The 23,935-nt window shown below is 71.7% G+C and carries 17 protein-coding genes; 10 read left to right on the top strand and 7 right to left on the bottom strand.

Annotated features, from left to right (window positions below):
* Window positions 1-187 precede the first annotated feature (187 nt).
* On the top strand, window positions 188-1,675 hold the full coding sequence (locus Sri02f_RS11735) for a cellulose-binding domain-containing protein (protein ID WP_109001089.1): 1,488 nt from the start codon (window positions 188-190) through the stop codon (window positions 1,673-1,675).
* Between the two features lie 228 nt (window positions 1,676-1,903).
* Here the strand turns inward: Sri02f_RS11735 and rox are convergent, their stop codons facing one another.
* On the bottom strand, window positions 1,904-3,367 hold the full coding sequence (gene rox, locus Sri02f_RS11730; RefSeq protein ID WP_109001088.1) for a rifampin monooxygenase: 1,464 nt from the start codon (window positions 3,365-3,367) through the stop codon (window positions 1,904-1,906).
* 689 nt (window positions 3,368-4,056) lie between these two features.
* Between rox and rsgA the strand changes: the two genes are divergently transcribed.
* The 3 genes from rsgA (at window position 4,057) to Sri02f_RS11715 (ending at window position 7,584) form a co-directional block, all read left to right on the top strand.
* Window positions 4,057-5,181 carry a ribosome small subunit-dependent GTPase A gene (gene rsgA, locus Sri02f_RS11725; protein ID WP_109001087.1) on the top strand — a complete coding sequence of 375 codons (1,125 nt, stop codon included), beginning with the start codon at window positions 4,057-4,059 and terminating at the stop codon, window positions 5,179-5,181.
* Window positions 5,182-5,524: 343 nt separating this feature from the next.
* Window positions 5,525-6,910 carry a DNA-3-methyladenine glycosylase 2 family protein gene (locus Sri02f_RS11720; protein ID WP_109001086.1) on the top strand — a complete coding sequence of 462 codons (1,386 nt, stop codon included), beginning with the start codon at window positions 5,525-5,527 and terminating at the stop codon, window positions 6,908-6,910.
* Between the two features lie 158 nt (window positions 6,911-7,068).
* Window positions 7,069-7,584, top strand: a complete 516-nt coding sequence (locus Sri02f_RS11715; protein WP_174855640.1) for a methylated-DNA--[protein]-cysteine S-methyltransferase — start codon at window positions 7,069-7,071, stop codon at window positions 7,582-7,584.
* Between the two features lie 135 nt (window positions 7,585-7,719).
* On the opposite strand, the gene Sri02f_RS11710 is transcribed toward Sri02f_RS11715, so the two are convergent.
* Window positions 7,720-8,202 (bottom strand): DUF456 domain-containing protein, encoded by a 483-nt coding sequence (locus tag Sri02f_RS11710; protein WP_109001084.1) that lies wholly within the window; start codon window positions 8,200-8,202, stop codon window positions 7,720-7,722.
* A gap of 84 nt (window positions 8,203-8,286) precedes the next feature.
* The gene (locus tag Sri02f_RS11705; protein WP_109001083.1) at window positions 8,287-9,270 is read right to left on the bottom strand and encodes a helix-turn-helix domain-containing protein; all 984 of its coding nucleotides are present in this window, start codon (window positions 9,268-9,270) and stop codon (window positions 8,287-8,289) included.
* A 1,417-nt stretch (window positions 9,271-10,687) separates the two neighbouring features.
* Between Sri02f_RS11705 and Sri02f_RS44330 the strand changes: the two genes are divergently transcribed.
* Window positions 10,688-12,112 carry a protein phosphatase 2C domain-containing protein gene (locus tag Sri02f_RS44330; protein WP_245970601.1) on the top strand — a complete coding sequence of 475 codons (1,425 nt, stop codon included), beginning with the start codon at window positions 10,688-10,690 and terminating at the stop codon, window positions 12,110-12,112.
* Between the two features lie 62 nt (window positions 12,113-12,174).
* Window positions 12,175-13,917 (top strand): pyruvate dehydrogenase, encoded by a 1,743-nt coding sequence (locus Sri02f_RS11695; protein WP_109001081.1) that lies wholly within the window; start codon window positions 12,175-12,177, stop codon window positions 13,915-13,917.
* A gap of 150 nt (window positions 13,918-14,067) precedes the next feature.
* Here Sri02f_RS11695 and Sri02f_RS44325 read toward each other — a convergent pair whose 3' ends face one another.
* On the bottom strand, window positions 14,068-15,645 hold the full coding sequence (locus Sri02f_RS44325; protein WP_109001080.1) for a helix-turn-helix domain-containing protein: 1,578 nt from the start codon (window positions 15,643-15,645) through the stop codon (window positions 14,068-14,070).
* A 253-nt stretch (window positions 15,646-15,898) separates the two neighbouring features.
* On the opposite strand from Sri02f_RS44325, the gene Sri02f_RS11685 reads away from it, so the two are divergent.
* The 3 genes from Sri02f_RS11685 to Sri02f_RS11675 all read left to right on the top strand — a co-directional run bounded on the left by Sri02f_RS11685 (window position 15,899) and on the right by Sri02f_RS11675 (window position 19,062).
* Entirely contained in the window at window positions 15,899-16,540 is a 642-nt protein-coding gene (locus tag Sri02f_RS11685; RefSeq protein ID WP_109001079.1) for a hypothetical protein, read from the top strand.
* 383 nt (window positions 16,541-16,923) lie between these two features.
* Window positions 16,924-17,433: a hypothetical protein gene (locus tag Sri02f_RS11680; protein ID WP_109001078.1), complete on the top strand. Its 510-nt coding sequence runs from the start codon at window positions 16,924-16,926 to the stop codon at window positions 17,431-17,433.
* Window positions 17,434-18,564: 1,131 nt separating this feature from the next.
* The gene (locus tag Sri02f_RS11675) at window positions 18,565-19,062 is read left to right on the top strand and encodes an ATP-binding protein (RefSeq protein WP_109001077.1); all 498 of its coding nucleotides are present in this window, start codon (window positions 18,565-18,567) and stop codon (window positions 19,060-19,062) included.
* Between the two features lie 319 nt (window positions 19,063-19,381).
* On the opposite strand, the gene Sri02f_RS11670 is transcribed toward Sri02f_RS11675, so the two are convergent.
* Together Sri02f_RS11670 and Sri02f_RS11665 are read right to left on the bottom strand one after the other, a co-directional pair.
* Window positions 19,382-20,434 carry a DUF2637 domain-containing protein gene (locus tag Sri02f_RS11670; protein WP_069770075.1) on the bottom strand — a complete coding sequence of 351 codons (1,053 nt, stop codon included), beginning with the start codon at window positions 20,432-20,434 and terminating at the stop codon, window positions 19,382-19,384.
* A gap of 452 nt (window positions 20,435-20,886) precedes the next feature.
* Window positions 20,887-21,744 (bottom strand): (2Fe-2S)-binding protein, encoded by an 858-nt coding sequence (locus Sri02f_RS11665; protein ID WP_109001076.1) that lies wholly within the window; start codon window positions 21,742-21,744, stop codon window positions 20,887-20,889.
* Between the two features lie 342 nt (window positions 21,745-22,086).
* On the opposite strand from Sri02f_RS11665, the gene Sri02f_RS11660 reads away from it, so the two are divergent.
* Window positions 22,087-22,974: a GntR family transcriptional regulator gene (locus tag Sri02f_RS11660; protein WP_109001075.1), complete on the top strand. Its 888-nt coding sequence runs from the start codon at window positions 22,087-22,089 to the stop codon at window positions 22,972-22,974.
* 129 nt (window positions 22,975-23,103) lie between these two features.
* Here Sri02f_RS11660 and Sri02f_RS11655 read toward each other — a convergent pair whose 3' ends face one another.
* A complete protein-coding gene (locus Sri02f_RS11655) occupies window positions 23,104-23,889 on the bottom strand; it encodes a hypothetical protein (protein WP_109001074.1) in 786 nt (261 codons plus the stop codon).
* Window positions 23,890-23,935 lie beyond the last annotated feature (46 nt).

The following is a 23,935-nucleotide window of genomic DNA, read 5'->3' as shown; positions in this document are numbered from 1 at the left end:
TACAACAGCTCGGAGCGGCGGGCGCGGTCGCCTTCGGTCGTCCTGTCCTGCTGTCCTGACATGACATCTGAACAGGGCGCTTGTCAGTTGTGCGGGAAACGTGAAAAGCTCTGCCCCTGCCGCGAGGTTCCCCCCAACTCCAAAGCCGTCATGGTGAGTTGACCTCGCTTGTGGATGCAGGAGACCCATGCCCGACCTGCCGACCCCGAAGGACGCCGCCGAGGCCGCGCTGTTCTCCGAGTGCTGGGACGCCGTCCTGTCGTACGCGGACCTGTGCACGTCCGGCTCGACCGCGGCGAACCAGCTGGCCCGAGAGGCGTTCGCGCTCGGCATACGCGAGGCCCGCGCTGCCGAGGACAGCACCGCACGCGGCGCCGGCCGCCGTTCGTCCCGGCTGCCCCGGATCCCCCTGTTGCTGACCGCCGTACGCACCACGGCGGCTGCCTGGGAGGCCCAGGGCCAAGGTCACAAACTCGACCCCGACCTGCGCCTGTGGCTGAACTCAGGCAAGGCCGCACGCTATGTCGGACCGCCCCTGAGCCGTCCCATCGCCCTGCGCGGCCTGCGCGACATGCAGGAACCGGACGCCGCCCTGCTGTGGCTGGCGGAGGTCGAGGCGCTGCCGCTGCACGCCGTCATCCGCCGCCAGGGCCTGGACCCGCTGGCCGCCGTGGAAGAGCTCAACGAAGTCCGCGGCCTGTTTCGAGACCGCTGTCACCGTAACCATCTCGACACGCCGATGGACGCGGAGTGCCGCAGTTACGTTCGGCTGCTGGACGCCGTCACCCGCTCGCCCGCAGCCGACACCCCGGCGGACCTCTCCCGGCACCTCGCCACCTGCGTGGAGTGCGCGGAGGCGGCTGCCTGTCTGCGCCTGCACGGAGGCGGGCTGCCCGCAGCCCTCGCCCAGGGCGTGATCGGCTGGGGCGGCCTCGCCTATCTGGAGCGCCGCCGCCGCGCCGCCGAGGTGCGACTCGGCCCCGGACGCCCCGACACCTCGGACCCGGAGGGCGCGGCCCAACGCGCTGCCGCGAGCAAGGCGCGCGTACGGCGCAACGCACTGCTCACCGCCGCCGTCCTCGTCTCCGGACTGGCGCTCGCCGTCTCGATGATGCCCGGCGGCAGCGGGGGCGACACCCTCGCCAAGAGCGGTCCCACGGACAGCAGTCCGGTGGCAGGGCCGGGCTCCGCCCTGCCGTCCGCCGTGCCGGCCACCTCCGCCGCGCCGTCCTCGTCCGGCCCGGCGCCGTCCGCCGACGGCACCCCCTCGGCGGACGGCGCCGGCACCGCGAGCAAGCCCGACCCCGAGCCCCAGGGGACCTCCTCGTCCACCGCGGGCGCGGGGGGCAGCGAGACCGAGGCGGCCTGCGAGGTCCGCTACGACCTGGTCAACCAGTGGCCGGACGGCTTCCAGGCCACCGTCACCGTCACGACCGCCGATGCCCTCGACTCCTGGCGCGTGGCCTGGTCCTTCCGCGACGGCCAGCGGGTGGACCAGATGTGGGACGCGAGCCTGGCCCAGAACGGCCCTCGCGTCACCGCGACCGCAGCCGACTACAACCGGACCGTCTCCGCGAACGGCACCCTCACCTTCGGGTTCCTCGCCTCCTGGCAGAAGAAGAATTCGGCACCCTACGCCTTCACCCTCAACGGGAAGACGTGCACCGCTTCTTGAGGCAGACAGCCGATCGAGGTCGCGGGCCGGAGTCGTGAGGCCGGAGGGTGACCGGTCCGGCGGGCCGGGCACTCTTCCGGCCGGTCCCGCCGTCCGTCCACGTCCTCCGGGCACGTGGTCAGGCACGTGGTCAGGGGCGTGGTCAGGCCGGGCACGTGTGGCCGGGCGGGTCATCGTCGCCTGCGCCGTCACCGACTCCTGCGCCGTCATCGTCGTCGGGTGTCCGGCTCAGGCGACGGCGGTGCCGAACCACTTCTCCAGGCCGCCGGTCAGCTTCTGCTGATCCTCGCCTACCCATGCGACGTGGCCGTCCGGTCGCAACAGCACTGCGGGTAGGTCCAGTTCCTCGCTTACAGCGACATCGTCGAGGACATCGACGACATCGACGACATCGACGACGTGGTCGACCCGATCCGCCCAGCCCTGCACCGAGAGTCCGCCGGTCCGGTCGAGCAGCAGGCCGTGACCGGCGTGCATCAGCTCGTAGAGGCGTCCTTGCTTCAGTTTCACGTCGCGCAGACGCCGCCCGAGCAGTTCGTGGCCCTCGCCGAGGTCGTAGCGGACGTCGACTGCCGTGATCATGCCGGTCAGGTACCGGTTCACCTCCTCGAAGTCCATCAGTGTGGACAGGAGCCCGCGCAGCGCGGTCGCGCCCGGGTCGGTTCCCAACAGCGTGATCTGCGCGCGGGTGTTGTCGAGGACGCGGGCGCCCACTGGGTGCCGTTCCTCGTGGTAGCTGTCCAACAGTCCGTCCGGAGCCCAGCCGTTCACCTCGGCGGCCAGTTTCCAACCAAGGTTGAACGCGTCCTGGAGGCCGAGGTTGAGTCCCTGCCCGCCGGTCGGCGGGTGGATGTGCGCCGCGTCGCCTGCCAGCAGCACGCGGCCCACCCGGTAGTGCTCGGCCTGCCTGGTGGCGTCGCCGAACCGGGACAGCCAGCGCGGTGAATGCACGCCGAAATCGGTTTCCGCCAGGGCCCGCAACTGTTTCCTGAACTCCTCCAGGGGCGGTGTGGCCGCACGGTCCTCGGCCACACCGTCGGCGGGCACGACCACGCGATACGTACCGCCCCCGAGGGGGATAACGCCGAACCGTGACTGAGTCCTGCGGACCTTCTCGACGACGCCTGCGATCGTCGCCGGATCCTCGGTCGCCTCCATCTCGCCCAGAAGCGTCTCGACCGTGGCGGGCGTGCCGGGGAAGCCCACGCCGAGCAGCTTGCGCACGACGCTGAGACCGCCGTCGCAACCCACGAGATAGCGCGAGCGCAACCGAGTGCCGTCCGCCAGTTCGACGGTCACCCCGTTCTCGTCCTGACTCAGCCCGACGACTTCACAGCCGCGGCGGATCTCGGCATCCAGCTCAAGGGCCCGTTCGTTGAGCAGTCGCTCGGTGGCCGGCTGGGGGATGGCGAGGCCGTAGGGATGAGCCGTGTCCAGCCGCTCCGGCCATGGCTTGGTGATACCGCCGAAGAAACCGCCTACCCGGAATTTCTCAGTGACCGCGAGGAACCGGTCCAGCAGACCGCGTTGATCCATGATCTCGACGCTGCGTACGTGCAAGCCCTGACCGCGGGACTGCCCGGTCGGCTCGGCCAATTTCTCCAGGACGAGCGTCCCCACTCCGGCCAGCCGCAGTTCGGCGGCCAGCATCAACCCGGTCGGCCCACCGCCGACGATGACAACGTCGATCATCACAACTCCCGGGTCCGTAGATTCCTGCCTCGGCCTGGAATTCTCGGATAGGGCAGGGGCCTTGTGGCAAGCCCCCAGATGCGCTATAGGTTGAGAGTGGCAGGGAAAGGGTTACATCCTTGCCCTTTCTTATGCCGCCCGTCCGCATGCTCAGGACGGGCGGGTGGATGGCGACGACGCTGCCGTGAAGGCACCTCCGTCATCACCGCCTGCACCGTCCCCATGGATCTGCACCGTCCCCACGGATCTGCACCGTCCTCACGGTCTGCGCCGCCTGTGCCGCCTGCGCGGCCTGCGCCGTCTCCGTCGTGTTCGCTGCATCTACGGTCCCAGCCGGTTGCACTCGATGCCTGCACCGGCGGCGAGCACCGGCTGCCAGCCATGGCTGCACCTGCGACCTTGCCGGGCGGAAAATGAGTGGCAACCGGCTACCGTCGTACCTATCCTGAGTGAGCCTCACGCGGGGCCGTATCGGCCACCGCGGTGAGCCGTGCCAGAAACAGGGAGGTGTGACCGATGACTGTCGCCACGAGGGTCGCTCTGCGCAGCGGCCAGACGTTCGTTCGCTCCACCTCCGCGGTCTCCGGCTGACCGAATTTCCCGCTCCGTACCCTCCTGCTTCCGTTACGTGAACGTTTTCACATGCTGGAGCGGAGCGCTGCCGAGGCTGCCCCTGTGAAGGGTCTCCCGTGCATTTCTCCTCCTCATCGGTTTCTTCGCACCCTCTTGCCGCCTATGGCTGGGACGAGGGCTGGGAAACCGAATTCATCCCCTATTCCGTACAGAATCTGCTGCCCGGCCGTGTGGTGCGCGTCGACCGAGGGCTGTGCGACGTCGTCACCGCGACCGGCGTCGTCCGCGCCGACACCGAGTTCGTCGTGCCCCGCGATCCGATGAAGGTCGTGTGCACGGGGGACTGGGTCGCCGTCGACCCCGTCGGCAGCGATCCGCGATACGTGCGGATGCTCCTCCCTCGCCGTACCGCCTTCGTGCGCTCCACCTCCTCCAAGCGCTCCGAAGGGCAGATCCTCGCCGCGAACGTCGACCACGCCGTCGTTGCGATGTCGCTGGCCGTCGAACTCGACCTCGGCCGTGTCGAGCGGTTCCTGGCCCTGGCCTGGGAGTCCGGCGCCCAGCCTGTCGTCGTGCTCACCAAAGCCGACCTGGTGCCCGACCCGGTCGCGTTGTCCCACCTGGTCGAGGACGTCGTGGCCAGCGCGCCCGGCGTGCCCGTGCTGACCGTCTGCGCCCGGGACGGCGACGGCGTCGAGGAGTTGGCGGCGCTCATCGGGCGAGGCACCTCCGTGCTGCTCGGGGTGTCCGGCGCGGGCAAGTCCACCCTCGCCAACGCACTCGTCGGCGACGACGTGATGGACGTCCAGGCCACCCGCGACATGGACGGCAAGGGGCGGCACACCACCACCACCCGCAACCTGCTGCCGCTCCCCGACGGTGGCGTCCTCATCGACACGCCTGGGCTGCGCGGTGTCGGACTCTGGGACGCCGGCGGCGGCGTCGGCCAAGTGTTCGCGGAGATCGAGGAGTTCGCCCGGGACTGCCGGTTCCACGACTGCGCGCACGACGCCGAGCCGGGGTGTGCCGTGCGTGCGGCCGTCGACGAAGGCGAACTGTCGGTGCGCAGACTGGAGAGTTACCGCAAACTCGTCCGGGAGAACCAGTGGATCGTCGCCAAGTCCGACGCACGCATGCGCGCCGGCGTCCGTCAGGACTGGAAGCGCAGGCAGGCCGAGGGTCGCGCGGCGGGGGAGGCGAAGCGGGGTCGCGGGTCGTGGCGGCCTGCACCGCCCCGGTAACCGTTCGGCTGGCGGTTGACCAACGGTAGTGGCTTGGTAACCGGTTACCCCTCGGGAAGCGATTTCGTAGCGGGTCTCGCTCGGTAACCGGTTTCATGCCGTGGTGCGAAGGTCTCCGTTACGAAGGCGGTTTCTTTTGCGTGACCGGTTTCGCACCGGCCGCGTCGGCCGCACCAGCCACACCAGCCACACCGGGAAGCCGACCGGATGGCGGCCGGGCGGCGAAGCGGGCGGGTGGGGTCGGGTGGGGAACGGGGCCGGTGGTGGTCACGTCTCGGACGTCACCAGCGTCACGTCCGATTTCCGCTAGCAGTGTGCTCGTCGCGGTCTGAGACTGGGACTCATGACGGACCAGGAAACCCGCTACGAAGCGGTCCGCAGCAGGGACGCCCGGTTCGACGGCGAGTTCTTCTTCGCCGTCGAGACCACTGGCATCTACTGCCGGCCCAGCTGCCCGGCCGTGACGCCGAAACGTCGCAACGTGCGGTTCTTCGCGACGGCCGCCGCCGCGCAGGGATCGGGTTTCCGGGCCTGCCGGCGGTGCCGCCCGGACGCCGTGCCCGGATCGGCGGCGTGGAACGCGCGGGCCGACGTCGTCGGCCGGGCCATGCGTCTGATCGGCGACGGAATCGTCGACCGGGAGGGTGTCGGCGGGCTGGCCGACCGACTCGGTTACAGCGCCCGTCAGGTGCAGCGGCAGCTCACCGCCGAGCTCGGCGCGGGACCGGTCGCGCTCGCCAGGGCGCAGCGCGCGCACACCGCGCGCGTCCTGCTGCAGACGACCGGACTGCCGGTCACCGAGATCGCCTTCGCCTCCGGGTTCGCCAGCGTGCGCCAGTTCAACGACACCGTCCGGGCCGTGTACGCGACGACCCCGACCGAGCTGCGGGCCGCCGTGCGCGCGCCACGCCGTACGGCCACGCCCGCCGCCGGGATACCGCTGCGACTCGCCCACCGGGGCCCGTACCACGCGCAGACCGTGTTCGACCTGCTGCAGCGTGAGGCCGTGGCCGGGGTGGAGGAGGTGAGCGGGCCGGCCGGTCGGCGCACCTACCGCCGTACGCTGCGGTTGCCGTACGGCACCGGGATCGTCGCCGTGGACGAGCGGGCGGGGAACCCGGGCCGGGCGTCGGCCGTCCACCCCGGCGGCTGGCTAGACGCCCGGCTGCACCTCACCGACCCCCGCGACCTCACCACCGCGGTGCAGAGGCTGCGGCGGCTCTTCGACCTCGACGCCGACCCGTATGCCGTCGACGAGCGGCTCGGCGCCGATCCACGGCTCGCCCCGCTGGTCGCCGCGCGCCCCGGGCTGCGCGCGCCGGGGGCGGCCGACCCGGAGGAGTACGCGGTGCGGGCGCTCGTCGGGCGGGCCCGGGCGGAGCGGCTCGTGCGCGTCTACGGGAAGGTCCTCGACGCCCCTTGCGGGACTCTCACCCATCTTTTCCCCGAGCCGGCCGTCCTGGCGGAGTCCGAGCCCGACGGCCCGTTGGGCACTCTCGTCGCCGCTCTCGCCGACGGCGCCGTACGCCTGGACCCGGGCGTCGACCGGGACGACGCACAGGCCGCGCTGTTGTCCCTTCCCGGCCTGGACGCCAGGACGGTAGCGGCGATCCGTGCCCGCGCCCTCGGCGACCCCGACGTCGCGCCGCCCGGCGCGGACGTCCCCGACACCTGGCGCCCATGGCGCACCTACGCCCTGCACCACCTGCGCGCCGCGGAGGAACGATGACCGACCGTACCGACCGTACCGACCGTACCGACCGTACCGACCTGACCGACCTGACCGACCTGACCGAGCCGAGTGAGCCGAGTGAGTCGACGGACCTGCTCCGGCCGACCGGGCTGACGGACCTGCCCCGGCCGGTCGAGCTGCCCCACCCGGCTGAGTTGACGATCCCGGCCGACCTGACGACGTACTGGACGAGTGTGGAGAGCCCCATCGGCCCCTTGCTGCTCACCGCCGCTCCCGACGGTGCGCTGACCTCCCTCTCCGTACCCGGGCAGAAGGGCGGGCGGATCGTCCGGGCGGACTGGCGGCATGATCCCGGCCCCTTCCGCTCCGCGCGGGAACAGCTCGACGCCTACTTCGCCGCCGACCTCAAGGAGTTCACGCTTCGCCTGCGCAGCGACGGCACGGCGTTCCGTGAGCGGGTGTGGGCCGCCCTGGACTCGGTCCCCTACGGGGCGACCACTACGTATGGTGAGGTCGCCGCGCGAGTCGGAGCTTCGCGGATGGCGGTACGAGCCGTGGGCGGCGCCGTCGGAGCGAACCCCTTGTTGATCGTGCGGCCCTGCCACCGGGTCATCGGCGCCGACGGTTCACTGACCGGATACGCGGGCGGTCTGGACCGCAAGGTGCGACTGCTGACCTTGGAGGGGGTGCTTCCGACACCGTCCGTCTGACGGCGGAGCGCGTTCCGAGCCCGCCATAAGTCCTGCAGCCGCAATGTCCCGCCTGCGAAATGTCCCGCATCCGTAATGTCCCGCATCCGTAATGTCCAGCGTCCGTAGAGTCCCGGGGTCGTCAGCCCGCAGCTGTCAGCCCCAAAGTTGAGCCCCCAGCCATGCCCCCGCGATCAGCAGACAGGCGAAGAGTTCGACCAGCACGCTCCAGCCGCCTGAGCGCATCGCTGTGCGCAGGGCCGCGCGGGCCTCGCCGTGGCGGCCCAGACGGAGGCGTTCGGAGAGGTAGATGCCTCCCATGAAGCCGGGGATCGCGCCGAGCACGGGCAACAGCAGAAATCCCAGAAACGCGCCGCCTCCCGCGAAGACCGCCATCCGCGGGGTCGCGCCGCTCGCGCGCAGTCGGCGGGGCGGAAGAGCCCAGCGCACCACCTGGGACAGAAACAGCGTTACCGTCGCTCCGACCAGCACGAACCAGGAGACCGGGCGCGGATCGTCCAGCGCCCACCACAGGACCGCGGCCCATACCAGCAACGATCCTGGGACGCCGGGCACCAGCACTCCACACAGGCCGAGCAGAACGACCAGCCCGACCAGCAGGAGATCCCACACTCCCATCTGCCCAGCCTGCCCGAGCCGGAGGGAACGCGCAGGTCAAGGCTTACGGCTGGACGGCCGTGAAAACGCCGGCAAGCGGTGTCGTCACCGTTCCCGGGTCACCCAACCGCGTTCATAGGCGTGCCAGCCCAGTTGCAGCCGGGTCGTCGCTCCGGTCAGCTCCATCAGTCCCTTCACCCGGCGCTGCACGGTCCGCAGCCCCAGATCGAGCTGTTTGGCCACGCTCGCGTCGGTCATCCCGGCCAGCAGCAACGAGAGGATTTCCAGGTCGCCGACGTCGGGCGTGGCCGGGTCCCGCTCGGCGACCCCCCTTGCGCCCAGGCCCAGCGGCAGCGCCTCCCGCCACACCGACTCGAACAGCCCCGCCAGCAACTCGAGCAGTCCACTGGCGTGCACCACCAGTGCGGCGGGCTCCGCCGAGCGGCCGGTCAGCGGCACCAGGGCGAGCGAGCGGTCGGCGACCACCAGCTTCGTCGGGACGGCGTCGACCACCCGAACCTGCTCGTCCCGGGCCAGCGCGGCGGTCAGCTCCCGCATGTTGTCCGGCTGGTCGAGGGCGGCCCGCTCCAGTACGACGCGGTAGCGCACCCCGCGGGCCGTGGCCCGCTCCTCGGCGTCGTTCTCGCTGCCGGTCACGGCCACCGGAGAGCCGGTGACCAGAGCGCACACCTCGTCGCTCGCCCCGAGCTGAAGCTGCAGGAAGCGCTGGGCGACGGCGGCGGCGCCCGTCACCACCTCGACCAGGTCGTGGACCGCCGGTTCCGCGGCGGCCGCCCGGTACTCCTCGGCGAGCAGGGCGGCCGCCAGCTCCGCCTTGTCGAGCTCATGCCGCTGATGGGTGAGCAGAGCGCCCAGGGCGACGCCCGGCGGAGCGGCGACCCAGCGTCCCGGCCGGCCCGAGGACTGAGCCGCCAGGCCGTGCCGTTCCAGCCGGCGCAGCGCGCGCTCCGTGTCACGCTCGCCCAGGGCCAGTCGGCGTGCCAGATCGGGTACGTCCGCAGCGCCGACCGACACCAGCGCCCGGTATGCCGACTCGTGCGTCTCGTCGAGTCCTATCGCTCCCAGCATGGAGTGCCGTTCCTCCTTCTGACGCTGACGTCCCGCGCGTGGCCGACCGACGTCCCGTGCGTGGCGGGAATCGGCCACGGCGTCAACCCGCCGCCGCACATCATCGCCGTACCGCCGGTCACTCTGCCAATGTGTGGCCACGGCGGGAACATGTGTCCATCCACCGATCATCCACGGTGGGCATCCGCGAACGCCGTGCACACCCGGAAGAGCCCGGCCGCCGCGCCGCCTCCGAGGTCTGCCAGACGTGATCCGGGCTCGTGACGCGCAGGGGCGCAACAGGGGACTCGAGCCCTGGTCACCCGAGTCGCCGGGCGGTTCTCCCGTGGGGGGTGGAACCGCCCGGCGGCCACCGTCGCGTCTCGCCCGGCACAGCCGCCGCCGGCTCCCGTGCATCCCTCGCAAAATCGTTCGACACCCGTGGTGCGGCGCATTTTCCGCATGCCCCGTTTTCATACGGCCCGTGCGGTGGACAATTGGCGGCATGAGTCAGCAGGGGGGAAGGCCCACCGGTCGCGAGGACGACTGGTGGCGGCAGCTGTACGACGACGCCACCGAGGACACGGGGCCCGCGCCCGCCGTCGACTCCCTGGACGACCGCTTCGCCTCGGCCGCCGGAGCGGTGCGCGCGGGCGCGGCGGACGGTGCCGTGGGCGACGTGGTGGGCGGTACGGCGGACGGCGAGGCCGGCTCCCGCACCGTCAACCCTCTGCCGTCGCCCCGCTCCGAACGGTCCGGCTCGGGGGCACCAGACGATCGGTGGACCTCGCAGGGCATGACGTCGCCACCGGCACCCCCGTCGTCCGAGGCCGCCGTTCCGCAGCCGAGAAGCCGGCCGCCTGCCGCGCCTTCCCCGCCCGCTGCGCCTTCCCCGCCCGCCGCGCCTTCCCCGCCCGCTGCGCCTTCCTCGCCTGCCGCATCTGCCGCATCTGCCGTGCCTGCCGCGACCGCTGCGCCCGGTGCCGGGCGCGGCTCCGGGGAGCGGAACACCGACGGACCGGACACCGGACCGGACACCGGGTCGGCCGCCGACGACCGCGGCCCCTACCGGGACGCCCAAGGCGCCGGCCCGGACGCCCGCGGCGACGCATGGACCGAAGCCAGGGGTGACCTGGGCTGGGGAGCCCGGCGGGAACCACCGCCGGACGGGCCTCCCGCACCCGCGGACCTTCCCTCCGGTCCGCTGCCGCCGGGGTTCGCCGAGCAGCCGGTCCGGGACGCAGGCTCCGCTCCCGTCACGACCGACGGCCACACGTCGCCGCACGGGGCGTCCGCCACCGTCGAACCGCTCACGCCGCAACCCCCCTCACCTGGACTGCCTCCCTCACCCCAGGCACCGCCCTCGCCCTTGCCCACGGCAGCCACCCCGCCCGTGGCGCAGACGACCTCCCCTTCCCGGCCCGCTGCCGTACCAGCCATGCCAGCCGTACCAGCCATGCCAGCCATGCCAGCCATGCCAGCCATGCCAGCCGTGCCAGCCGTGCCAGCCATGCCGGGCGTACCCGCCATGCCGGGCGTACCCGCCGTTCCGGTCGAACCTGTCGTTCCTGCCGCACCAGCCGTACCCCCTGCACCTGCGGTACCCCCTGCCCCCGCCGTGGCGCCGCCTCCGCCCGTGCAGCCGCCCGCACCGGCCCATGCCCCGCCGCCCCCGAAGGCTCCCACCGCCTACGCCGACGGCCCGGCACCCTCCTTCGTCGCGGCTGGTCCGTCGGCCGCCCCCGCCCAGGACCGGGGGCAGGACCGCGCACCGGCTCCGACCACGGGCCCGGCCCCGACCACGGCCTCGGACCGCGCACCGGACCGGGCTGCCGAGCCCGCTCCGCCGGACCACCCGCCCACCGTCCTCACCTTCCCCACTGTCCCCACTGGCCCCGCTTCCAAGGACTACGTCGGTTCCGGGCCGCCCACCTACGACGCCGAGCCCACCGCTCTCCCGCCCGCGGACCCGGACGCGTTGGACGACCTGGTCGCCGACACCGTCCTGGACGGCGCCGGGTACGGGGCCTGGGCGCTGCGGGCCGCGTCCGTGCGGGGCGATTCGGCGCGGTACCGGGGCGAGCCGCGCCGGGACTCGCTTCTCACCGCCCGCTTCGGGACGGGCGAGCACGCGCTGATCCTGGTCGCGATGGCGACGGGCGCGAGGGCGACTCCGGGCGCGCATCGTGCGGCCGCCGAGGCGTGCCGGTGGATCGGGAGGGCCGTGGGCCGCAGCCATGTCCGCCTCGCCGAGGACATAAGGGCGGCCCGACGCGGCGATCTGAAGTCGGGCCTGCACCGGCTCACCGACCGCAGCCTCGGCCGGCTCCGTGCCAGCGCCGCGGAACAGGGTCTCGAGCCGGAGGAGTACGCGGCCACCCTGCGCTGTCTGCTGCTGCCCGCCGACCCCGACTGCCGCACGCGCGTGTTCTTCGGCGTAGGCGGCGGCGGACTCTTCCGGCTGCGCGGCGGCGTCTGGCGGGACATCGAACCGCAGGTGGGCGAGGTCGCCGGCGAGCCGGTCGTCGGCTTCGGGTCGCTCCCGTCCGAGACGCCCGAGGGCGACCGGCTCACCATGGACCTGGGCATCGCCACACCGCCCAACCCGTACGAGCCCGATCCCGGACCGCCCCGGGCCCCCTTCCGCTTCCGGGCCTCGGTAGCCCGCCCGGGTGACACGCTCCTGATGTGCACCGGCGGGCTGGCCGACCCCCTGCGCGGCGAGCCAGAACTGTCCGCGTACCTGACGGGCCGCTGGTCGGGCACCTCCCCGCCCGGCCTCGCCGCCTTCCTCGCCGACACCCAGGTGAGGGTGAAGGGCTACGCCGACGACCGTACGGCCGCGGCCGTCTGGGAGGCGTGAGCGCGCCGCCGCCGCCACTGTGGAGGGACCGACCCGAGGAAACCGAAGGGGTGCGTCGATCCATGGCCAAGCAGAACGTCGCCGAGCAGTTCGTGGACATCCTCGCCCGTGCGGGTGTCAAGCGCCTCTACGGTGTCGTGGGGGACAGCCTCAACCCCGTGGTGGACGCGGTGCGACGCCATCCCGGCGTCGACTGGATCCACGTCCGCCACGAGGAGACCGCCGCCTTCGCCGCGGGCGCGGAGGCCCAGGTCACCGGGAGGCTCGCCGCCTGCGCGGGCTCCTGCGGGCCCGGCAACCTCCACCTCGTCAACGGCCTGTACGACGCCCACCGCTCCATGGCCCCGGTACTCGCCCTGGCCTCGCACATCCCCTCCAGCGAGATCGGTCTGGGCTACTTCCAGGAAACCCACCCGGATCAGTTGTTCCGCGAGTGCAGTCACTACAGCGAGCTGGTCTCCAACCCGAAACAGATGCCGCGGCTGCTGCACACCGCCATCCAGAACGCGGTCGGACGCGGCGGCGTCAGCGTCGTGTCCCTGCCCGGGGACGTCGCCGCCCGGCCCGCACCGGAGAAAGCCGTCGAAACCGCTCTCGTAACCGCCCGCCCGACGGTCCGGCCCGGGGACGCCGAGATCGACGCCCTCGTCGAGATGATCGACGCCGCCGGCAAGATCACTCTGTTCTGCGGCAGCGGAACAGCCGGCGCGCACGCCGAGGTGATGGAGTTCGCCGGGAAGATCAAATCCCCGGTGGGGCACGCGTTGCGCGGAAAGGAATGGATTCAGTACGACAATCCGTTCGACGTCGGGATGAGTGGTCTCCTCGGCTACGGCGCCGCCTACGAGGCCACCCACGAGTGCGATCTGCTGATCCTTCTCGGAACCGATTTCCCCTACAGCGCCTTCCTCCCCGACGACGTCAAGATCGCCCAGGTCGACGTGCGGCCCGAGCACCTCGGCCGACGCTCGAAGCTGGACCTCGCCGTATGGGGTGACGTGCGCGAGACGCTGCGCTGTCTCATCCCGCGCGTGCGGGCCAAGGAGAACCGGCGTTTCCTCGACCGGATGCTGAAGAAACACGCCGACGCACTGGAGGGGGTCGTGAAGGCGTACACGCGGAAAGTCGAGAAACACGTTCCTATCCACCCGGAGTACGTGGCGTCCGTCCTCGACGAACTCGCCGACGACGACGCCGTGTTCACCGTCGACACCGGCATGTGCAACGTCTGGGCCGCGCGGTATCTCACGCCCAACGGCCGCCGTCGTGTCATCGGCTCCTTCTCCCACGGCTCCATGGCGAACGCGCTGCCCATGGCCATCGGTGCGCAGTTCACCGACCGCGGCCGCCAGGTCGTGTCGATGTCCGGCGACGGCGGCTTCTCCATGCTGATGGGCGACTTCCTGACCCTCGTCCAGTACGACCTGCCCGTGAAGGTCGTACTGTTCAACAACTCCTCGCTGGGCATGGTGGAGTTGGAGATGCTGGTCGCGGGTCTGCCCTCGCACGGCACGAGCAACAAGAATCCCGACTTCGCCGCGGTCGCGCGTGCCTGCGGCGCCCACGGTGTACGCGTCGAGAAGCCCCGGCAACTGGCCGGTGCGCTGAAGGACGCCTTCCGGCACAAGGGCCCGGCCCTGGTCGACGTCGTCACCGACCCCAACGCGCTTTCCCTCCCGCCGAAGATCAGCGCTGACATGGTCACCGGTTTCGCACTGTCGGCCTCGAAGATCGTCCTGGACGGGGGAGTGGGACGCATGCTGCAGATGGCCCGCTCCAACCTGCGCAACATGCCCCGGCCTTAGCGTTGGACGATCCGCCTTGCCACGTCAGCCAACAGCCGATCGACGCCGTAGCTCGACGCCGTACGTCGACGCCGTAGCTCTCCGCCGTAGGTCGGCGGGGTCGGTCGGTGGCGCCGACCGGCGAGGTGGCGGGTGGGGCGGTAGGTGGGTTCAGTCGGTGATCGGGATCCAGTGGCGGTCACCGTCGTCCGAGCCGTACCAGAAGCGGGGCAGTCCCTTGATGCTGGTGGTGCGGAACGGACGGCCGTGGTCGTCGATGCGGACCGTGCCGCTACGTCCCTCGGAGGACCAGCCGAGTTCGAGGTACCAGCTGCAGTCGCAGTTTTCCGTCCGTGCCGTGACCAGGAGTACTTCGGGGCTCTTACTGGACACCCGGTACGGCAGTCTCACCGCCGGGATCGGCGTGTCGACGTCGGCGCCGGCGACCGAACGCGCACGCGGGCTGTCCTGGTCGAGGTCGACGGCGAAGTAACGCTTGCTCAGCGAGCCCCCGCAGCCCAGCTCCATCGCGTACACGGTTCCGGGGGCCGGCGTCGCCCGTCCGACGACCCGCACACGCAACGCGGTCAGCGCGACGGCAGCGGAACCGCGGCCCTGAACGGCGATCTCCACGTTGGTCTCCCGTCCGTGCACAGCGCCCTGCGCCGATGCCCAGGGTCCGGCGTCCTGCGCCATCGGAGGAGGCGGGACCTGTGCGGGCGGTTTGCCGATGACGTAGTCATGACCGCAGCCCTGTGCCCAGACCTGTGAGTCGACGGTCAAGGTGAGCGGTTCACCCATGGCGGGGGACGCCGGAGCGCCGGCGCCGGTCGGGGCGGCCTCTGCCACGGGCGAGGTCCTCCCGAGGCTGGGCGAGGGCGAGGGCGAGGGCGAGGGGGAGGGGGGCGTCGCGGAGGCGGGAGTCGGCTTCGGGGCGGATGCGGCGGAGCGGCCGGGGGTGGCTGTGGGAAAGGAGACGGCGGGGGACGCGGCGGACCGGGCCGAGTCGTCCGATTTCGAGGGGTGGCTGCCGCCGGGCAGCGCGGACAACGTGCTCAGGGTGGTGAGGAGTGCGCACGCGGCGCCGACCAGGACGGAAGTGCGACGGCGGTACCAGCGGTGCGGCGGTATTTGCGTCGAAGCCGGTTTCTGAGTTGCCGCGACCGCCGGAGCCCCGACTTTCGCGCCCGTCGAGGCCTCGCTTGCCCCGGATGCCCGAGCACCTCCAGGGGCTCCGAGGGATCTGAGGGATCTGAGGGCTCCGGGAGTTCCGGGGGCTCTGGGTGCTCGGGGCACCTCAGGTGCTTCCGAACTCCGCGTTGTTTCCGACGTTTCCTGCGTTTCTCGTGTTTCCTGCTTCGATTCCCGTTTTCCCGGCGTTACCCAGGATTCTGCCGCTTCCCCGGTTTTCCCTGTTCCCGGTGTTCCAGCAGTTGCTGCCGTTTCCGCTTGTTCCTGTGTTTCCGTGGCCCTCGTGTCCCGCGGTCGCTGTCGTGCCGACGCTGCTCGAAGCCACCGCCGGTGCAGTTCGATGCGTTCCTCGGGTGTCGCCCCGCAGAACTCCGCGAGCCGTTCGACCGGGGCGAAATCTTGCGGAACCGCTTCCCCTGCGCAGTAGCGGTGCAGGGTCGAGGTGTTCATGCCCAGGCGGCGCGCGAGGGAGCCGTAGCTGCGCTCGGTGCGTCCCTTCAGTTCCGTCAGCAGCGACGCGAACTCCGTCACATCGCTCACACAGTCGTCGGTCGACACCGGTCCCCCGCGCTCGTCCGGCCCGGGCGGTCATCCCAGGCACACATATACCTGCACGTCAGATGGGGTGGGATGGTTCCACCACAGCCGATCGGGCGAGGACCGTTGCAGCGCGCCGGGGGAACCGCCGATGCTCTTGGTGTCGCACCGACCAGGGCCGGAAACGACCGACCGGACCTGTGGCGACCATCCACACTCATGCACCTACTCCACACTCATGCACTCACTCAGCACTCACTCACGGGGGACATCTATGCCCAAGCGCATTCGAGCCGCCACACTCACCACGCTCACCGGGTTCACCGCACTCACGGGCACGGGCCCCGCCTTCGGCGCCGTGCTCGCCCCACCGGCGGGCGTCGCGGCCTCGCAGCGGCCGGGCTTCCTCTCGGCTGCGGATCTCCCCCCGCGCCCCCGTTCCTCCTGGACGGCGGGCAAGGTCACCGCCGGCGCATCGCCCGACGTGGAGACGGACCGCTGCCTCGGCAGGGCACTGGGCGACGGCTCGAACTCCTGGTACCGGGACTTCCGGACCGACCTCGACACGAGCGCCCGTCAGTTCAGCATCCGGTCGTCGAGCGTCAGCGCGGCGAAGGGCCGGTACTCGCGGATCAACCAGGACATCAGGTCCTGCGCCCGCCGGATCGAGCGGGCCGACCCGGAGGTCGAGGCCACGCTCAGGGACTACGGGCAGCTCGATGTCGAGGAGGGCGCACACGTCTACGGGCTGCACACCGAGACGTCCTTGGGCGCGACCGACATCCGGCTCCTCTCCGTCGGCCGGGACGGCACGAGGGTGACGGTCGTGGCCTGGAGTCAGATGGGCGGCTTCGGCGACGCCCCGGTGAAGGGGTTCAAGAAGACGACCGTCACGGCCGTCGCCAAGCTTCGCTGACGATCCGGCACGCACACACGGTCCGACCAGCCGTGGCCCCACGCCAACACCCACAACCACACCCAGACCCACACGTACGACCCACGAGATCCGCGAGACCACGAGATCCGCGAGACCGCGAGACCCGTCGGGCCCGCGCGACTCGTACGGCCAGCAGGGTCCATGTGGGACGCCCGAACCCTGCGATTCACGACCACTGCGATGAGCAGGGACCGCCGCCTCTCCCGCCACGGGGGTCGGGAGAGGCGGCGGCCCCGCACGACCACACCATCCCGCACGACCGCACCACCAGACAGCAGACAGCAGACAGCAGACCGCGGATCGCGGATCGCGGATCGCGGACCAGCACACAAGACGACACGAGAAATACGGGGAACACTGACATGACGAACGACGCCAACAGCCCGGCCAGCACGACCGGCAAGAGCACCACTCGCCTGCGCACCACCCGGCGTACCGCGGTCGCCGCCGGCCTCGCACTGGCCCTCGGGCTCGGTGTGACGGCACAGGCGTCCGCCGGCGGACCGCGCAGCGTCAGCGGCAAGTCGTCGGACAACATCACCCGCGTCGCCGACTTCTACGGCGCCTACATCGACGCGGTGACCGACGAGGGCGGCGGCCACCTCGCGGACGCGCTGCGCGGGCACTACCTCACGCCGGCTTTCCAGAAGGAGCTGAACGCCTGGGAGGAATCGAACCACGCCGACGGTGTTCTGCAGGCCCAGAACGTCCCGCTCGCCTGGAAGGTCACCGACAACGGCACCGCCGACTACACGGAGGCCGTCGTCACCCTCACGTGGAGCAGGAACCAGACCACCAAGCTCATCGTCGACGTGACCCGCGGTACCCACAAGATCTTCCACATCGGCACGAAGGGCATCAAGGGAAGCTAGCGGCCGGGAACGGCGCGCGGGGGACCGCAGAGATCAGGCCAACCTCGCGCACTGCGGGGATCCGAGAAGGCTGCGGGAACCAAGAAGGCCGCGGGGGCAGAGGAGAGGGGGGACCCGTGGTCCGACGGGCGGGGTGCGTCCCGGACGCCCGGCCGCGAGCCCCCTGATCCGTCCCCCTGATCCGTCCCCTGGATCCGACCTCTGATCCATCCCCTGGACCCGACCTCTGATCCATCCCCTGGATCCGACCCCTGATCCATCCCCTGAACCGTCCCGGATCCGCCCCTGACCGGAGAGTCGCCGTTCGAGCGGCGACTCTTCGTCTCGTAGCGATAACCCCACCCGTTCCGCGCATACGACCAGGTCGGTAGGGGGCGTCCGCAGACCGGGCGATCCCCGGTGGTCAGCGGGCCACCCGGGTGTGTAGGTCCGGGGGGTGCGGAACGGCCAGGTCGGGGGCCGCGCCGAGCGATCGATGCACCGGCTCACCTCCGCTCGCGAAGGAGGTGAACGTCCGGGGCCGGTCGCGCGGGCGCGCGCTCGTCAGGGGTACGCCCGCGCCGTCGTGCGACGTGCCGGGCGTCCGGACGCCCGGGCTTATGGTCCTTGACTCCGTGGTGCGGCGGCGCTTTGGCCTGCCGGCCCGGCCGTCTCCGCGTGCCGTCGTCCCGTCAACCGGAATCAGCACCTCTACCTGGGCTTTCCCACTGCCCCCGGCACCGCGCGCGGGAGGGCACGTGGAGGGTGCCCGGACGGCACGCGGCTGGCAACTGAGCCGGCCCGCGCCTCTGGCCGCCCGGCGACCGTTGGCTCGGCGACGGCCACACGGCGCCCCTGCACCCCACCGGCCCCGGTGACACCCCGGCCGCACCGGGCGCATCAGGCTGCACATCGCACCCTTCCCGCTCGCTCGCACCGCGGTTCGACGATCGTCCACGCGCCCCTCGCTCCGCCCGGCCCGCGATGCCGACCCGCCGCACACCGTCCCGGGCGCTCGACGGCTCGTCCGAACATGGCCGAACACCTGGTCGTTGATGATTCGACATGACTGGCGTGGTGTCGGCCGGGCAAGGATCCACGTGAACGTGTTCGAGCAGGAGGGAAACCGACATCGACACGCGGGCGGGGGTCATGGAGAGGCAGGCAAGGGGAAGCGGTCCGACGACGATCGTGGGCGGATCGGCGACGAGACGGACGGGGGAGGCCGGGGAGGACACGACCGGGGAAGTGGCAGATCAGGACCGGGCGTCGCAGCTCAACCGCCGGCTCGGGCGGGCGGACCTGCGGGCGGTGCCCGAGGCGCGCCGAGCACTGCGGGAGCTGTTGGAGGGGTGGGGGAAGCCCGGCCGGTCGGAGACGGCGGAACTGCTGACCAGCGAACTCGTCACCAACGCGCTGGTGCACACCGACGACGACGCGGTTCTGACGGCCACCGTCTCGTCGTCCGGTCTACGCGTCGAGGTGCGGGACTGCGTCGCCCGCCGGCCCCGGCCGAGCGCGCCGATCCCCGACGAAGGGACGCATGGGCGGGGCCTGGTCCTGGTCGAGTCCCTCGCGGATACGTGGGGCGTACGGGCCCAGGGAGGTGGGAAGGTCGTCTGGTTCGAACTGGGCGCCGGGGCCGCGTGAGGTGAACAGCCCTTCGTACGGGGATCACCAGAACTCTGGATGCTCGACGACGGCTGCCACGGGTGCGAAGGCCGTCGCGCTGCGGATGCCACGGGTGCGATAGCTGTCGCGCTGCGGATGCGCCGGGTGCGATGGCCGTCGCGCCACGGATACGACCGACACGATGGCCGTCGCGCTATGGATACGGCGGACGTAACGCGGCGGGCGCAGCACGGCGGGCGTATCGCGGCGGGCGCAACACGACAGACGTAACGCGACGGACGGGAAGGGGGCGCGACCGCAATGGCCGCGCCCCCTTCCCGTCTTGCCTGCCTGGCCGTCAGCCGAACTGCTGCTCCAGGTCCTTGAGCTTGCGCTCCAGGGAGTCGAGGCGCGGCAGCGCCATGGTGTCGTCCTCGGCGGTGAGGTCGACGGTCATCGATTCAGAGCCGTGGCGAACGGGCTGCAGGGAGGGCCGCGACCGCACGGGCAGCTGCTCGGCCGAGTTCGCTATGGCAGGCTCCGCGGGGACACGTTCGGCGGTGGCCCGCTCCAGGGCGGCCTGGGCCTCGACCTGACGGCCGCCGCCGCGACCGGGGAAGCGGCCGTGGCCGCGGCTGATCGCCTTCAACTGTGCCCGCTCGACCCGCTGCTGCTCGCGACGGCGCAGCTTGGTCTCCTCCTTGCGGGCCTTGTCCTCGCGGACCTCCTCGACAGCCTCGTCCAGACTGCGCACGCCCTCGAGCAGCATCAGCGACCAGGCCTTGTAGGTCTCGCGGGGGGCGCGCACCCAGCGCACGACGCGGATCTGCGGCAGCGGACGGGGCACGAGTCCCTGTTCGCGCAGCGCCGCCCGGCGGGTCTGCTTCAGGGCCCGGTCGAACAGTACGGCCGCGGAGAGGGACATGCCGGAGAAGAACTGCGGGGCGCCGTCGTGGCCCAGGCCGCGGGGCGCGTGCACCCAGTTGAACCAGGCCGCCGCCCCGGCGAACGTCCACACGAGTATCCGGGAGCCGAGGGCCGCGTCACCGTGGCTGGCCTCGCGCACCGCGAGCACGGAACAGAACATCGCCGCGCCGTCCAGGCCGAACGGCACGAGGTATTCCCAGCCGTTGGTGAGCCCGAGGTTCTGCTGGCCGAAGCCGACCAGGCCGTGGAACGAGAGTGCGGCGGCTACGGCCGCACAGCAGAAAAGAAGGACGTAGGAAGCGGTTCCGTATATGGCTTCCTTGCGCCTGCGGCGCTCCTCGGTGCGCTCCCACGAGTCGTCCGCGCTCGCGCTCGCCCCGGAGGAGCGCTTGCCGCGCGCGAGCACCGCCACCGCCGCCAGCATGCCCAGGAGCAGTACGGCGCCCGGAAGCAGCCAGTTCAGCGATATGTCGGTAAGTCTCATCTGGGGTCCCTTGCATTGGGATAGGGCGTAACGCCCGCCATAGTGGCCCAATCCCGCCATCCCTCAGGGGGTTTCGGGGCAAGAGGCCGCCAAGGAGGTGCAAGGGGATGCCCAGGGCGACGTTCTGCTCGAACTGCCGCTTGAGGGGCGGGAGTTGAGTTCGAATAAGACTACCCGTAAGGGTGGTTCCACGGAAAGTTCCCGTGACGAGTGAGGAATTTGTGAATCGCCTGTAACCGTACGGGAGTCTCGTTCGGGTGATCTTACGGGACACGCGACACGGCCCCGTCCTCGGGGTCGCCCTTGAGGGGGCGCGAGGTGCTGACGGCGGCCCCGGGGAGCGGGGGTGGCCGAAGGAGGGTCGGGGCGACCGGCTGAGAGCAGGTCCGGAAACCGGCTGAGGTCTGGTCAGAAACCGGTTGAGAGAGGTTGGTAACGCGGCTGAGGCGACGTCAACTGGCCGCTGCCGAGGCCGCTGTTGAGGCCGCGGGCGCAGCGGCCGTCAGCTTGGTGACGCGGTCGGCGTCGCAGGTGCGCGGGCAGGAGACGCAGGTGTCGTCGGGGCGCACGGTGTAGAACATGCAGCAGCTCGCGCGGTCCCGGGTGAGCAGGGACTGGCCGTCCGGGCGGGTCAGCTCGCGGAAGGCCGCCGAACCGACGTAGGGCCGCGTGGCCCCCGGCAGCAACAGCTCCAGCTCCCGACGTGCCCGCTCCTGCTCATCGCCGCCGAGCAGATGGGCGACGTACCAGAGCCCTTCCACGACCTCGTCGGTCACCATGCCCCACAGGGCGCGGCCGCGCCGCCGGGTGTGCGGCCCGAAGGCGGCGAGCAATGGCTCGTGGTGCTCGGCCACCGCCGCCCGGACCTCCGCCCGCAGCGCCTCCTCGTCGGGGACGACGCGGGCGCCGGGCCCGAGGGCTGCCGGGTCGCCCGGCAGGCAGGCGAAGGAGGAGGGTGCGCGGACGGCCAGCTGCATGCCGCCGCCCGTGCGGTCGTACGAGACGTGCGTCACGGGCAGACGGGGCACGCGCCGGTGCAGGAACCACGGGACGGTGATCAGCAGGCAGGCGGGCCAGGCGTAACGGTGCAGTCCGAAGCCGGCCACCACGTCCGGTCGGGCCTTCTGGCCGTAGTCGCGGACGACCTGGGCGTCGTCCCAGGCCAGAAAGTTCTCCAGGGCCGCACCGCCTTCGGCGAGCTCGGCTGCCGTGACCCGTCCGTCGCCCGGGGGAAAGGGCTCCGCGGGCCCCAGCTCCGTCACGGTCAGGCTGGGCAGGACCTGCGTCAGACGGTCGTAGGCCTCTCCCATGGCCGACAGTGCCGTGGCCGACAGTGCCGTGGCCGACAGTGCCGTGGCCGACGGCGCCGTGGGCGACGGTGCCGTGGGCGCCGGCGTGGCGGGCGATGGCGTGGTGGGCGACAAGGCGCAGGCCGACGAAGCTGGGGGCATGCCGGTACCGCCGTTTCGAAAGCGTTTACAGGTAAGCCTTACCTTACCCATGCCTTCCGGGGGCTGTCCGGCCGCCCCGTGCCCGGCCGGTGGAGAGCCCCCTCATTACCCCCAAAGCGGCGGGTACGCCTAAGGTGCTTGACGGACGAGTAACAACCCGTCGTAATGACCCCAAGTACCGACAAGGCCGGAGGAGGCCCAGTGGAGTCGAGCGCGCAGGGCTCCACCGGGACGGAAACCCCGGCCGCGCCGGGGTCCGACGGCCTTTCCCGGGTGCCGGCGCAGTCGCGCTCCGACGCCGTCGAATACGGCGGGTACGGCGCATACGGCGAAGACACCGACCGCGAACGATGCGGGCCGGCGGGCGCCGCGCGGGGCGAGCATCCGCACAGTGAGACCTCTGCCCCGGCTGTCGGCTTCGCCCGCGCGGCAGCGGCGGCGGCTTCGGCCCCTTCCCGCCCCGTGGTCCAGCGGGCTTCGGTGCGCGGTCAGATACTCGACGCACTGCGCACCGCGCTCGTCACCGGTGAACTGCTTCCGGGCGAGGTGTACTCCGCGCCTGTCCTCGGCGAACGCTTCGGCGTCTCCGCGACGCCCGTCCGCGAGGCGATGCAGCAGCTCGCGCAGGAGGGCGCCGTCGAGGTCGTCCCGAACCGGGGGTTCCGGGTGGCCGTGCGGGGCGCCCGCGAGCTGGCCGAGCTCGCCGAGGTGCGCGCGCTGATCGAAGTGCCCGTGATGCTGCGGCTCGCCCGTACCGTGCCCGGCGAGCGGTGGGTGGAGTTGAGGCCCCTCGCCGAGGCGAGCGTCCGTGCGGCGGCCTCCGGCTGCCGCGCCACGTACGCGGAGGCCGACCGGATCTTCCACCGGGCGCTGCTCGCCCTCTCCGGCAACGAGCAGCTGGTCGCGATCGCCGACGATCTGCACAGACGGTCGCAGTGGCCGTCGGCCGACGGGCCGGCACGGCGTGGGCGGGCGGACCTGGTCGCCGACGCGGCCGAGCACATGTCCCTGCTGGAGGCGCTGGCGGCGGGCGAGTTGGACGTGGTGCAGACACTGGCCCGGGAACACTTCGCGGGCTCGAGCGGCTGAGCGCCCGCACCCGACACGGTTGGACGGCGCCCGTCGGCGGATCCGAAGAGCCCTGAAGCCCAAGGCCCTCGGATCACCCGATCACCCGATCACGGGATCGCCACATCACTTGATCAGCCGATCACCGGCTCACGCGCCCGAGGGGCTCGGGGCCGGCGGAGGGGCCAACTGCCGTGCCAGCCAGGTCGGTACGCCGCCCAGCAGCCGGAACAGCCGTCGCGCCTCCTCCCGCAGCCGTGAGGCCTCCGGTTCGACCTCCGCGTCGGCCAGCGAGGCGAGCGCCGGAGCGGTGCCCACCAGGTACCCCAACTCCTCCCGGATACGGAGGGATTCGGCGAAGCCGTGTCGCGCCTCGGCCACTTCTCCGTCACGCAGGTCGAGTCCGGCGAGGTGACGCCAGGTGAAGGACAGCAGCAGGGAGTCCGAGTGCGCGGCGGCCGCCGTGTGGGCGCGCCGGTACGCGGCCCTCGCGGCCTGCGGGGAACGGGAGATGTTCTCCGCGAGCAGGCCCCGGCGGAAGTCGAGCAACGCCCGGCCCGTCGCGTCCGGCGGGATCAGCGCCGCCGCCCGGCCCAGCGCGGCCCGCGCCTCGTCCCCCCGGTCGCGCACCCCGTGCAGCGTGGCCGCGTAGGCGAGTTGTCCGCGTTCACAAGCGGCCGCCCCGCGCTCCTCGTCGTCGTGGGCCAGCGCCTCGGCGGTGCGCAGCGCGTCCTCGGCGTCCTGCCAGCCCTGTTCGGTGTACAGGCACCGTTCCACCAGCAGCGCGGCCCGCTGGATCGCGCCCGCGGCCGTGTCGGGTGGGATCAGGGCTGCCGCGTCGGCCCAGCAGGCGCGCGAACGCAGCCGCCATACCGCGGTCTGGAGGGGATCGTCACCTGAGGTCGTTCCGGTACCAGACATGGCGGAATGCGCCACGTTGCCCTCCCCGAGCGCGCCGTCGAGCTTTGAGTGGTGGCCGCAT

This window comes from Streptomyces rishiriensis (genome assembly GCF_003112535.1).
Lineage (GTDB): Bacteria > Actinomycetota > Actinomycetes > Streptomycetales > Streptomycetaceae > Streptomyces > Streptomyces rishiriensis.
This window is presented reverse-complemented; position numbering and strand designations above follow the sequence as displayed.

Bases quoted from the DNA above. Each gene is read 5' to 3' on its own strand.
- Sri02f_RS11735 (WP_109001089.1), top strand. From the start codon at position 188: ATGCCCGACCTGCCGACCCCGAAGGACGCCGCCGAGGCCGCGCTGTTC.
- rox (WP_109001088.1), bottom strand. From the start codon at position 3,367: ATGATCGACGTTGTCATCGTCGGCGGTGGGCCGACCGGGTTGATGCTG.
- Sri02f_RS11720 (WP_109001086.1), top strand. From the start codon at position 5,525: ATGACGGACCAGGAAACCCGCTACGAAGCGGTCCGCAGCAGGGACGCC.
- Sri02f_RS11710 (WP_109001084.1), bottom strand. From the start codon at position 8,202: ATGGGAGTGTGGGATCTCCTGCTGGTCGGGCTGGTCGTTCTGCTCGGC.
- Sri02f_RS11705 (WP_109001083.1), bottom strand. From the start codon at position 9,270: ATGCTGGGAGCGATAGGACTCGACGAGACGCACGAGTCGGCATACCGG.
- Sri02f_RS44330 (WP_245970601.1), top strand. From the start codon at position 10,688: ATGCCAGCCGTACCAGCCATGCCAGCCATGCCAGCCATGCCAGCCATG.
- Sri02f_RS11695 (WP_109001081.1), top strand. From the start codon at position 12,175: ATGGCCAAGCAGAACGTCGCCGAGCAGTTCGTGGACATCCTCGCCCGT.
- Sri02f_RS11685 (WP_109001079.1), top strand. From the start codon at position 15,899: ATGCCCAAGCGCATTCGAGCCGCCACACTCACCACGCTCACCGGGTTC.
- Sri02f_RS11680 (WP_109001078.1), top strand. From the start codon at position 16,924: ATGACGAACGACGCCAACAGCCCGGCCAGCACGACCGGCAAGAGCACC.
- Sri02f_RS11675 (WP_109001077.1), top strand. From the start codon at position 18,565: ATGGAGAGGCAGGCAAGGGGAAGCGGTCCGACGACGATCGTGGGCGGA.
- Sri02f_RS11670 (WP_069770075.1), bottom strand. From the start codon at position 20,434: ATGAGACTTACCGACATATCGCTGAACTGGCTGCTTCCGGGCGCCGTA.
- Sri02f_RS11665 (WP_109001076.1), bottom strand. From the start codon at position 21,744: ATGGGAGAGGCCTACGACCGTCTGACGCAGGTCCTGCCCAGCCTGACC.